This is a genomic window from Archangium sp., assembly GCF_036277355.1.
GTDB lineage: Bacteria > Myxococcota > Myxococcia > Myxococcales > Myxococcaceae > Archangium.
The window spans coordinates 18928-30491 of sequence record NZ_DASUNC010000081.1; the positions used below are offsets into that span (position 1 = coordinate 18928).

An 11564-nucleotide genomic window follows, 5' to 3' on the forward strand; every position below is an offset into this window, starting at 1 on the left:
TCGAAGCGTTCCTGGTCCTAGAAGGTGAGGGTGAATCCGGCCATCGCGCCGCCGGTGGTGGGGGAGAGGTGCAGGCTCGCCCGGGGTGCCGCCGGGTCGGGCTCGGTGGGCGCGGGCGTGGACGGCAGGGTCTCGATGCTCGTGCGCACCACCTGATCCTGGTGGTGCAGGAGCGCGTCCAGCACCCCCGCCGCGTAGACGGCGTAGAAGCCCCCGGCCGAGCCCCACTTGAGCCACGTCCAGGTCTCGGCCTCCTTCCGGCGCGCGGTGGGAATGAAGCTCACGGTGACCTTGATGGGCCCTCGCACGTCGTCCACCGTGAAGTCCTCCGTCTCGATGAGCGAGTCGTACGCGAAGAAGGAGATGATGCTGGTGATGGCGAGCACTCCCTGCGAGGCCGCGAAGAGCGTCCCCAGGCCGTTGCGCCCCTGCTGGAACTGCCCCGCTCCAAAGGGCACGAAGTTCACCAGGAAGCTGCGTGACTCCACCTGCCGCACCGTCACCTGCCTCGACAGCACCTCCAGGCGCCGCCGCCGCTCCTCGGCCGCCACGCGCTCCCGCTCCCGGCGCTCGGCCTCCGTGCGCTCCCGCTCCACACGCAGCCGCCGCTCCTGCCGCACCAGCTCCAGCTCCGCCGACATCTGCTCGCGGATGCCGTCCAGGTGCTCCACCGCCGGCGGCGGCACCGAGAAGGGATCCAGGTTGAAGTCCGGCTCCAACCGCAACAGCGCGCGGAAGTGGCGCGCCGAGTCCTCCGTCCGGTTGAGGTTGAAGGCGCTCAGCGCGGCCAGCTTGTGCAGCTCCGCCAGATCCTTGTCCGCCAGCCGGCCCCGGTCGATGCGCATGCCCGCACGCTCCAGCACCTCGGCGTAACGGCCGTACTCGTAGGTGGCGCGCAGTGTCACCACCTCCGCGTCCACCGGCTCCTCGGCGAACACGGCGGCGGGGGCCAGCAGTCCCACCAGCAGCAGGAGTCGGAGGCAGCGGCTCATTCGGCGACGAGCGCCCCGCGCAAGGTGGTGGACTTGCCGGGCTCCAGGTTCGCCACGCGCTTCTCGGTGAGGTACCCGTTGTGGCTCACCTCGTACTCCACCCGGTGCTGGAAGCTCGCCGGGCCCCTCGGCGATTGGATCTCGAAGGGGCGCTCCTGGGACTCGCGCACGGTGCGCACCTCGCCGCCCACGCGCACCACCGCGTCCGCTGGCTCATAGACGAAGGACAGCCGCGAGCTCTTCAGCAGGGCCCGCAGGCGGAAGACGTTCTCCACTCCCGGCCGTACCTCGATCGTCTCCCGCGCGTCCTCGCAGTAGTCGCAGGTGATGGTGACCGTGTGCTGGCCGGGCGTCAGCTCCACCATGTGCCGCGCGAGCGGTTGGCCGCTGCGCGCTCCCTCGTCCACCTGGATGTAGCCGTAGGGCCGCACGAGGATGGACACGGATTCCGGCACGGCCCGGACGGGCTCGCGGGGCGTGGGCTCGGCGCGCGGGACGGGCGCCTTCTCGGGGAGGGGCCGCGGGGACTCCGGCGTGACCGAGGCCTGCCGCTGGGGCGGCGCGGGCGGGGCCGGCTTCTTCACGGGGGCGGGGGCCGGCGCCGGGGGAGGCGTCACCCGTGCGGAGGACGTGACCGCGGGCGCGGCCTCCGGAGCGCGCCGCTGGAAGAAGAAGTGGACGCCCACGCCGAGCACCGAGGCCGCCAGCAGGCCCGCGCCCAGCTTCAGCCCCCGGGCCCTCCACTGCTTCACGCGGCGCTCCCGCTCCAACCCCTGCAGCAGCCCGAGCGCCCGCGCGTTGGTGGCGTCCAGCGCGAGCACCTGGTTGAGGCACGCCAGCGCCCGGGGCGTGCGCTTGTCCGCGAGCAGCCGCTCGCCCCGCTCCAGCAGCGTGGCGATGAGCCTCGGCCGCATCAGCTTCTGGTACGAGGGCGGATCCGCGAAGAAGGACGCCAGCTCCTCGCCCACGCGCGCGAAGCCGAGCCCCGCCAGGTAGTCCCCGAGCGCGTCGCGCAGCTTGCCCGCGTTCGGATAGCGCCGCGCTGGATCCCTCGCGAGGCACGTGGCGCAGATCTCCGCCAGCTCGTCCGAGAGCGTGGGCACCCGCTGGCGCGGATCCTCATAGGCCCCGTCCAGAATCCGCTTGAGCGTGGCCGTGGCGTTGGCGGCCGTGAAGGGCAGCCGGCCCACGATGAGCGAGTAGAGGATGGTGCCCATCGAGAAGATGTCCGCCTCGGCACCGGCCTCCTGGCCCTCGATGATCTCCGGTGCCATGTGGGCCGGCGAGCCCACCAGCGCGCCCGTGACCGTCATCCGATCCTCGATGTCGAGCAGCCTGGCGATCCCGAAGTCCATCAGCTTCAGGACGCCGTCCTCGCGGACCATCACGTTCTCGGGCTTCAAGTCCCGGTGGATGACGCCAGCCTCGTGCGCGTGCGCCAGCGCGGCGGCGATCTCGTGGATGATCATCGCCGCCAGCTCGGGCAGCTCCAGCCGGCCCAGCTCGTCCACGCACTCCTTGAGGGTGCGGCCGCGCACGTACTCGGTGACGAGGAAGGCGTCCTGCGCGCCCTCGGCCGAGAAGTCGAACACCTCGAGGATGTTGGGGTGGTGCAGCCGCGCCACCGCCTTGGCCTCGCGCGCCAGACGCCTGCGCGACTCGGACTTGTTGGCCAGGTGCGGGTGCAGCACCTTCACCGCCACCTCGCGATCCAACGCCGTGTCCAACCCCTTGTACACGACGCTCATGCCCCCGGAGCCGAGCTCCTCGAGGATGCGGTACCGCCCGATGTTGCGGCCGATGTGCGTCATGGGTGCCGAGTCTCAGTCTTCCAAGCCGATGCCCATTCGGACGCGAGTGTCAGGGGGGCGGGCGTGGGTATGACAGCGACGTCGGGGTTGGATTCTAGGAGCCGCCCCGCTGGGGTGCAAAGCGTCAATCGCGCTTGAGGCGGCGGCGCGCGGCGAGCCGGTCCAACAGGGCGTGCAGGAGCGGCTCGGCCTGGCGGGGCAGCTGGCGGTCCGTGGGCGAGCTCACCGGGAGGGAGCGGGCGAGCCGGTACAGCTCCACCAGCCGCTCGCGGAACAGCTCGTTCTCCGGGTGCGCCTGGAGGGCGCGGCGGTAGGCGGCCGCGGCACCTACATAGTCCCCGAGGAAGAAGAGCCGCTCGCCCTCGGAGGCGGGGGTGGAGGGGCCCTGGGGGACGGCGTCGGGGCGGGCACTGGCCCGCAGGGCCTGGAGCGCCTGCAGCTCCTCGGGTTGGAGCATCTCGCGCAGGTTGGCCAGCTTGAGCCCGAGCGCCTCGTCCTCGGGGAAGGCCCGACAGAGCGTCTCGTAGAGGCCCACGGCCTCGTTCAGCTCTCCGCGGCGCAGGGCGCGTTCGGCATGTGCGACCATTTCGGCGCGGGCTTCAGGCTTCATCTGAGGTGCAAGGTTACCGTACGGAGCGCGGAAGTCACCCGAGGACTCTGGGGCCTGCTCTGAATGTAGGATGGGTGTTCACCCTGAGTCCAAACTCCGGTTGCTCGCTCGCTCCAAGGGCGGGAACTCCGGGGAGGGGCGCGGTCCGAAGGCCCTCGTAGCCGAAGCGCTGTTATCGCCGGGGCTCTTTATCCCCGGCTTCTACCGTTTGGGACCGCCGATCATCTCGGTAGACCGGACTATCTCATCGTCTTCCTCACTGCCGGGAAGACGTCGGGCGCTCGTGGGGTCATTACCGCTTTCGCTCGGACCCTAGTCTCTGAACCTTGCCGACCCCTTGGGACACGGACACCATTGCCCCGCCATGTCGGCCTTGGCTGCCGGTTGCCCGTCTCCGGGGGTTCCGGCAATTCACCCGATTCTCGTTTGCTGCTCACGCAGCAACGGGCCTGGAAAAGAACAAGCTGGCCTTCGGACCGCGTTCCCAAGTTAGGGGCCGGGCTTCGGGAGTGTCAAGCCGGCTCCTGGGTGGCCACCACCTCACGCTTGATGACATCGAGCACGGGAACGTAGCTGCCGGACCCGGGCTCGAACTGGTGGACGGTGACGCTCTTGTACACCGAGGGAGGCAACAGGCGGCCCAGCTCGATGAGGAGCGCCACCGGTGCGCTCGTCACGACGTGGAGCGGCGCGGAGGGGTGCTGTTCCCGCAGGTGCAGGAGCGCGGCCCTGAGCTCCTCGACGACCGCTGCTCCGGCGCCAGGTGGCAGGGGGCGTCGCTGTATTGGCTGGAGGTGGTAGATGCTCGCATTGACGCGGAGGCCGAGCTGGGAGAGTGACGCTTTTGAAATTGGCGTCATGCCCTCGATGGCCAGCAGCACAGCCTGTCCCGAGTACGCCTGCACTCGCTCCAGCGGATGGAAGTAGGGCCCGGTGGCCTCTGGGGCGGACATTCCCACTCCCGAGAACGGAACCCAGGCGTGGATGCGCGGGTCGAGTTGGTGAAGCTGGATGGGACGGGTCCGGGCGAGGTCGTCCAGGCATCTTCCGAGGAACACGGCTGCGGGATAGGGCATCGTCGCGAAGACGTGCAGCGTCCCCTGGATGGTCTGCGTCGCACGCTCGACCCCCTGCTCCATCTCGCGCAGGGCCCATTCCCAGGCCATCCTGTTGATGGGGATGTCTCGCAGCTCGGTGGGCCCGCGCGCCGGGAGCTGCTCGGGAACCTTCACCACGTGCTCCAAGTCCAGCACGATGGAGAGCGCGGACGGGTTCTCGAAGTTCACCAACAGACCGCCATCCATCCGGATGGGCTTCACCGTGCTCCGGATGCGCTCCTGCCACCCTTCCAGCCGCTCTCCGAGGACGCAGTCGAGAAACCGCTCATATCCCTCTGCGAGGGAGCCCAGTGTCGCCGGCCTTTCCTCCTCGACGGCAATCTTCTCGCCGTAGGCGTAGTACCCCCGATATGGGATTCGGACCGCATCGAAGTAGGCCGAGAAGTCGAGCGTGCCCGGCCCGTAAGCGGCTTCGAACAGCGAGGCGAAGCGTCGGGCGGCCTCCCCGCTCCACTTGCGATTCAATCGCTCTTCACCCTCGTCGACCCGGCTGAGGAGCGGAAACAGGGCCAGGGGCCTGGACGCACCGATGCTTCTCTTCAACTGTACCGCCTGTCGCCCGAGCTCTGTCACTCCGTGCAGGGACTGCTCGTTGAGCGTGAAGGCCAGGACCAGCTTGTCCGCCAGGATGACGGTGGAGACGCTCCCCAGGTCCGAGATGCCCGTGCGCGAATCGAGGAGGACGTAGTCGTAGCGAGCCCTCCACTCCTCCGCGAGTTGCGTGAAGACCTCCTGGGATTCCTCATAGAGCCGGTCCCAGGGATAGTCGTGTACGCGGCTGGCGTAGTCCTTGTCGAAGAGACCTGCGCTCCAGAAGTCCAGACTGGCGGCTCGGGAACGGGTGGGTGACCTGACAGGGATGGAGTATCCGAACCTGCCGGAGTCCAGGAGGGAGGCAATGGCTTTCTGGAGGGAGTCCTTCCGAGTCGAGAAGAGGTCCGAGAGCTCGCAGAAGAAGTCGATGGTCCCGAGTTGCCCCGCGCCAGGCTGCTGACGCAGCCGGCGGGTTCGGGGAAACGAGGACAGGAAGTAGCGATGAAGCCCAGGTGCTTCGAGGTCGAAGTCGACGACCAGGACGCGTCGGCCTCGATGCGCGAGGAGCGTGGCCACGTTGGCGAGCGCCATCGAACGCCCCACGCCTCCCTTGTACGAGTAGAACGAGATGATTTCGCCCATCAGTGGCGTGCCTCGGACTCGACGGCCATGTATCTCGGGAATCCCACCGTTGAAGTCGAGGGACGCTGATTCGTGCGGACGCTGGAGACGTGCTCGCGGAGGAGCGCGACCATGTTCTCCAGCGACAGCGCGTCTCCCAAGCGCTCGCGAATGTCCCCGACTCCCGGCCTGAGGCGCGTGGCGAGAAAGACCCTGTACTGCTTCAAGACTTCGGCGTGGGTCACCCGAGGCGTCGCCAGCTCCGCCCGGAGGAGCAACAGCAGGAGCACCAGCGGCTCCAGTGCGTCGATTCCGCCCCATCCCTCCGGATTGTCGAGGATGGAGTCGAGCTTCTCGTCGAGCCGGCGGAGGATGCGTTCTTGCGAGGTCATAGCGTTGCCCACTCGTCGGGTTCGACCGGCCGGACCGTATGGGCCTCGGAGTGGTGGAAGTACGTCTCCAGATAGGTCTCCTGGGGAAACCCGTCCGGACCCGTCAACACGTCCACGTGGTTTTCCGTCACGGCCACCGTCACGTGGTACATCCAGCGGCGGGAGGGTCCCTTCGGTTGGATGTAGAGGGCGTTCTCCGCCACGATGATGCGTGCGTGCGCGGTGTGATCGATCTCCCGAGCCGTTGGAAGAATGCTCTGCGCAGCTTTGGCGCACTCGGAGGACTCGGCTGGATGGCGCTGGAGGACAGCTTCGACCAAGCCTCGTTGGCGCGTGCTCCAGTAGATCATCGCCGCGAATATAACACCGGGTGCTCCCGGGGCCCTACGTATACGTATAGTGTGTGCCCCGCATGTTGACGATCCTCCTCCTCGCCGCGCTGGCCCAGGCTCCGGTCCCGGCCGCGGATGACCTCCCCGGAGACGAGCCGGACGCGGACACCCCGGCCGTCGTTCCTCCGCTGCCCGTGGCCTCGCTGCCCCCCGCCACCCATGAGCTCTTCGAGCGCCTCAAGGGCCGCGTCGCCCAGGTGCGCATCATCGAGCGGCGCAGTGGCACCCGGTCATCCATCGGCTCGGCGTTCTTCGTGAGCACCGAGGGACACGCCCTCACCAACTACCACGTCATCTCCGACATCGTTCACCACCCGGAGGACTACACCGCCGAGCTCGTGCGCGAGGGCAAGGACTCCGAGGCCATTCCCGTCCGTGTGGTGGACGTGGACGTCGTGCACGACCTCGCCGTCATCCGGCAGGACGCGCCGGTGAAGGAATGGTTCGAGCTGGCCCCCAAGGAGCCTCCCCAGGGCACCCGCCTGTACGCCATGGGCAACCCGCATGACCTGGGCACCACCATCGTCGAGGGCACCTACAACGGCCTCGTGCAGGACGCGCTCTACGACAAGGTGCACTTCAGCGGCGCCATCAATCCCGGCATGAGCGGCGGGCCCACCGTCACTGGCGATGGCCGTGTCGTGGGCGTCAACGTGTCCACCATGGGCAACCAGCTCGGCTTCCTCGTGCCCGTGGCCCATGCCCGTGCCCTCGTGGAGCGCGCCCGCGAGGTGAAGGAGAGCAGCCCCTCGGCGCTCCTGGCCGTGGTCGGCTCGCAGCTCCTGGACAACCAGCAGCGCATCACCGAGCGCCTCCTGGCCGCGCCCCTCCCGACCCAGCAGCTCGGCGAGTACCACGTGCCCGGCCGCTGGCTGCCCTTCCTCAAGTGCTGGGGCGACACCCCCCACGAGCCGGAGAACCCGTACACCGTCACCAACTACCAGTGCTCCTCCGAGGAGGACATCTACCTGAGCGGCGAGCACCGCACCGGTGTGGTGGCCTATGACCATGCCTATGTGTCGAGCGACAAGCTCGGGGCCCTGCGCTTCTCCGCGCTCTACGAGGCCACCTTCAGCAATGACCCGGGCGGCGTGGACGCCACCAAGGACGACGTGACGAACTTCCGCTGCCGCGTGGAGTTCGTGAAGGTCGGCGGCGTCCCCACGCGCACCGCCCTGTGTCTGCGCGCCTACAAGAAGTTCCCCGGCCTGTATGACCTGGCGCTCCGGGCCGCGACGACCAACGCGAGCACCTCGGGTGTGCAGACGAGCCTCACCCTGGCGGGGTTCTCCGCCGACAACGCGCGCGCCCTCGCTCGCCGCTACCTGGAGGCGCTCGCGTGGACGAAGTGATCTTCCTGGAGGTGCTCGAGGCGGACGAGGTCCACGCCCGGCACCGGCTGGACCGCTTCCCCGTCACCGTGGGGCGCGGCTACTCCAACGACGTCATCCTCGATGATCCCAAGGTGTCCGCCTCGCACCTGCGGATCGAACGCACCGAGGACGGACGGCTGGTGCTGCGCGACACGGGCAGCACCAATGGCACGTTCCGCGTGGAGCCCTGGGCGCGGCTGGCGGAGCTGGAGCTCGCGGACGACGCGCGCGTGGCCGTGGGCGACACCGTGCTGCGCTTCCGCGGCCGGGCCCACGTGGTGGAGGACACGCGCGTCACCGCCATCCCCGTGGCGCCCCAGGTCCGTCCCTTCGAGCGGCCCTTCGCCTTCCCCGCGATGCTGGCGGTGACGGTGCTCACCTTCCTCCTGCGCGAGTACCTGACGAACTACCAGAAGACGGACTGGGGCTCGCTGGCCCTGGCCGTCGTCGCGCCCGTGTTCGTGTGCTTCGTCTGGTCGGGCCTCTGGTCCGTCGCCAGCAAGGTGGCGCGGCGCGTGTTCCACTTCGGCGCTCACGGCACCATCGGGAGCTTCGGGCTGCTCGGGCTGCTGGTGATTCCGCTGCTGATGGGCGTCATCACCTACAGCCTGGGGCTGGGCGCGTGGGTCCGGTGGGTGTCCCTGGCCGGGTACCTGGCCTGGGTGGGCTTCATCCTCTTCTGGCACCTGCGCTACGTGACGCGCACGGAGCCCCGGCGGCTCATCCAGGTGCTGGGCGTCATCCTCGTGTGCTTCGGTGCGCTCACCCAGGCGGATTCGCTGCTGGGCGAGGAGGATTTCACCTCCTCGGTCGACTTCGATCGCACGCTGCTGCCACCCGCCTTCCAACTGGTGCCCTCCAAGCCGGTGGACTCCTTCTTCGAGGGCACGCAGAAGCTGCAGGAGGACGTGGACGCGCTCGCGAAGGAGAAGCCCTGAGCGCTACATCCCGCGCACGGCGTGCGGCTGGTAGGGCGCCTCGAGCGCCTTCACCTCGTCCGCGCCGAGCGTCACGTCCACCGAGCGGATGGCCGCCTCCAGGTGCTCCATCTTCGTGGCGCCGATGATGGGCGCCACCACCGCCGGCTTGGAGTGCAGCCACGCCAGGGACACCTCGGCGGGCGTGTTGCCCCGGGCCGCCGCCACCTTCTTCACCGCCTCCACCACGTCCCAGTCGTGCGGATTGTCATACAGCGCCGACGCGAACGCGTCCGAGCCCGCTCGCGTCGTGGACTGCTTGTCATCCAGTGACTTGCGCGTGCCCGCCAGCAGCCCCCGCGCCAGCGGCGACCACGGAATCACCCCGATGCCCTCCGCCTCGCACAGGGGCATCATCTCCCGCTCCTCCTCGCGGTAGACGAGGTTGTAGTGGTTCTGCATCGACACGAAGCGCGCCCAGCCGTTGCGCTCCGACAGGCTCAGCGCCTTCGCGAACCTCCACGCCGCCGACGAGCTCGCGCCGATGTACCGGACCTTTCCCTGCCTCACCAGCTGATCCAACGCCGCCAGCGTCTCCTCCAGCGGTGTCTCCGGATCCATCCGGTGGATCTGGTACAGATCGATCGTCTCCACCCCGAGCCGCTTCAGGCTCGCCTCGCAGGACTGCACCACGTTCTTGCGCGACAGGCCTCCCATGTTGGGCCCGTCCGTCATGGGGAAGTACACCTTGGTGGCGAGCACCACCTCCTCCATCCGCGCGTACTTGCGCAGCGCGCGGCCGGTGACCTCCTCGCTCACCCCGAGCGAGTACATGTTCGCCGTGTCGAAGAAGTTGATGCCGGCTTCCACCGCGCGCTGGAAGAAGGGCTGCGAGGCCGCTTCGTCCAGCACCCACGGGCGCCAGCTGGGAGTGCCATAGCTCATGCACCCCAGACAGATGCGCGACACCTTCAGACCGGTATGACCCAGGTTGGCGTATTTCATGCCCTCACCCTGCCATACCGGCGCGGCTCATGGCAGCGGACCTTCCGCCCAGTAGGCGATTCCCGCCGCGGACAGCCGGGTGACTCCCGCGAGGAACTCGTAGTCCAGCGTCGAGGGCACGTCCGTGTCGCGGTGGTAGTTGTTGTTGCGGAAGTTGGCGGTGTCCGTGAGGAAGAGCGCGCTGTGCCCCGCGAGCCAGAAGGGGGCGTGATCGCTGCGCATGAGGTTGCCCGAGAAGGGACCCGAGCCGTCGATCGGCGACGTCGCGCCCCGGAGCGGCACGAAGTCCAGCCGGCTCCCCAGCGCGTACAGCTCCTCCAGCCGGGGACGCGACTGCTCGTTGGAGATGGCGGCGATGAAGTCCCCCGTGTTGGGAATGGGGAAGCCGGGCAGTGCCTGCTGCGCTCCCGGGCGCGCGTCCTTGTAGCCGATGCAGTCGAAGACGATGGAGGCGACGATCTCCTCTCCCGGCAGCTCGCGCACGAAGCGCGTGCTGCCCACCAGGCCGAGCTCCTCCAGGTCGAAGCCCACGAAGCGGATGGTGCGCGCGAAGCGCTTGCCCGCCGCCAGCCGCGCCATCTCCAGCATGGCCGCCACGCCCGAGCTGTTGTCGTCCGCGCCCGCGTGGAACGAGTCGTAGTGGGCCCCCACCACCACCACCTCGTCGGGGTGCGTGCTGCCCTTCAGCTCGGCGATGACGTTGGACGTCGGCCAGGCCGGGCCTTCCATCTCCTGCTCGATGACCGTGTAGCCGAGGGACTCGAAGCGAGCGCGCACGAACTGGCGGGCCTTCTCGCGGGTGAGGTGGCACACCGGCTGGTGCTCCAGGTTGATCTGCTCCAGGTCGAAGGCACCGCAGTCGAGTGGCGTGTCCTCGAGGTGGGCGGCCGCCAGGGCCTCCACGTCCGATTTCAGCCGGGCCTGTTCCGCACCCGCGCCGAAGTCTCCCGCCCGGAGGAGGGCGGGCTCCTCGACGGGGGCGCGCGAGGCACAGGCATTCACGGCGAGCAGCAGCAGGACGGCGCGCAAGGCTCTCATAGCATCACCCCCACCTGGAGCAGACCGAGTTGCAGGCGCAGCATGGAGCCGGGCTGGCGTGAGAGCAGGGTGCCCCACTGGAGCTCCAGGGCGCTGGCGGTGAAGCGGCCGAAGGCGAAGCGCAGCGGCGCGGCGTGGATGGCCGCGTAGGCGGGCCCGAAGAGCCCGGTCCGGGTGTCGGGGTAGTCCGGGGGGAAACCCGTGTTGGCCGGGGCCACGACGCGCATCCAGCTCAGGCCCAGCTCCGGGCCCACCGCCGGCCGCCACACCCCCATGTTCGCGGTGAACTGGGCGCGAGCGTAGACCTCGAGCGGCGGATTGCTCCCGTTCGCACTGAAGCTCCAGCGTACGCCGCCTCCCAGCCGCCAGTTGTCCGTCTCGTAGGCATAGGCGGCCTCGAGACCCGGGCGGTAGGGCAGGGCGAGGGACATCCCACTCGAGGAGAACAGGTTCCCCCCGAGCGACAGCTCATGTCCGGCGGCCGAGGCCATTCCCGGAAGGAGCGCGGTGGCAAGCATCATCATCCAATGGCGCATGGGCGCCGCACTCTAGCTCCTCTCCCAGTCAATAAGCGCGTGCCCGCAGTCCCAGCGGGCTGGCGGCCCACACCAGGAGTCTTGGAGCCCCGAGGGTCGAACGCTTAAGGTGGCGGCCGAGAAACAGGGGGCAGGAAGAGCTCGTCGGAACCGCTCGGCCCCTGACGGCCGTGTTGTCTCCGCGCCGGGTTCCTCATGCCCTCCGAGCCCCGCTCGTGAGGTCCC

11 protein-coding genes are annotated in these 11564 nt (G+C 68.9%); 2 read left to right on the plus strand and 9 right to left on the minus strand.

Annotation, left to right across the window (positions count from 1 at the left end):
* Positions 1-17 precede the first annotated feature (17 nt).
* The 6 genes from VFZ09_RS21815 to VFZ09_RS21840 form a co-directional block, all read right to left on the minus strand.
* Complete coding sequence (locus VFZ09_RS21815) at positions 18-992, minus strand: hypothetical protein (protein WP_329729570.1); 975 nt, start codon at positions 990-992, stop codon at positions 18-20.
* A complete protein-coding gene (locus tag VFZ09_RS21820) occupies positions 989-2803 on the minus strand; it encodes a serine/threonine-protein kinase (protein ID WP_329729571.1) in 1815 nt (604 codons plus the stop codon). The genes VFZ09_RS21815 and VFZ09_RS21820 overlap by 4 nt, the downstream gene beginning before the upstream one ends.
* Positions 2804-2927: 124 nt before the next feature.
* On the minus strand, positions 2928-3413 hold the full coding sequence (locus VFZ09_RS21825; protein ID WP_329729572.1) for a hypothetical protein: 486 nt from the start codon (positions 3411-3413) through the stop codon (positions 2928-2930).
* A 512-nt stretch (positions 3414-3925) separates the two neighbouring features.
* Positions 3926-5707: a KGGVGR-motif variant AAA ATPase gene (locus tag VFZ09_RS21830; RefSeq protein WP_329729573.1), complete on the minus strand. Its 1782-nt coding sequence runs from the start codon at positions 5705-5707 to the stop codon at positions 3926-3928.
* Complete coding sequence (locus VFZ09_RS21835; RefSeq protein WP_329729574.1) at positions 5707-6078, minus strand: hypothetical protein; 372 nt, start codon at positions 6076-6078, stop codon at positions 5707-5709. The genes VFZ09_RS21830 and VFZ09_RS21835 overlap by 1 nt, the downstream gene beginning before the upstream one ends.
* The gene (locus VFZ09_RS21840) at positions 6075-6398 is read right to left on the minus strand and encodes a hypothetical protein (protein ID WP_329729575.1); all 324 of its coding nucleotides are present in this window, start codon (positions 6396-6398) and stop codon (positions 6075-6077) included. The genes VFZ09_RS21835 and VFZ09_RS21840 overlap by 4 nt, the downstream gene beginning before the upstream one ends.
* Positions 6399-6490: 92 nt before the next feature.
* Between VFZ09_RS21840 and VFZ09_RS21845 the strand changes: the two genes are divergently transcribed.
* Positions 6491-7822 (plus strand): serine protease, encoded by a 1332-nt coding sequence (locus VFZ09_RS21845; protein ID WP_329729576.1) that lies wholly within the window; start codon positions 6491-6493, stop codon positions 7820-7822.
* On the plus strand, positions 7810-8781 hold the full coding sequence (locus tag VFZ09_RS21850) for an FHA domain-containing protein (RefSeq protein ID WP_329729577.1): 972 nt from the start codon (positions 7810-7812) through the stop codon (positions 8779-8781). Before VFZ09_RS21845 ends, VFZ09_RS21850 begins: the two co-directional genes overlap by 13 nt.
* Before the next feature lie 3 nt (positions 8782-8784).
* Here VFZ09_RS21850 and VFZ09_RS21855 read toward each other — a convergent pair whose 3' ends face one another.
* The 3 genes from VFZ09_RS21855 to VFZ09_RS21865 are packed head-to-tail and all read right to left on the minus strand — an operon-like array spanning position 8785 to position 11339.
* Positions 8785-9765, minus strand: a complete 981-nt coding sequence (locus VFZ09_RS21855) for an aldo/keto reductase (protein WP_329729578.1) — start codon at positions 9763-9765, stop codon at positions 8785-8787.
* Between the two features lie 27 nt (positions 9766-9792).
* Complete coding sequence (locus VFZ09_RS21860; protein ID WP_329729579.1) at positions 9793-10803, minus strand: M28 family peptidase; 1011 nt, start codon at positions 10801-10803, stop codon at positions 9793-9795.
* Complete coding sequence (locus tag VFZ09_RS21865) at positions 10800-11339, minus strand: hypothetical protein (protein WP_329729580.1); 540 nt, start codon at positions 11337-11339, stop codon at positions 10800-10802. Before VFZ09_RS21865 ends, VFZ09_RS21860 begins: the two co-directional genes overlap by 4 nt.
* Positions 11340-11564 lie beyond the last annotated feature (225 nt).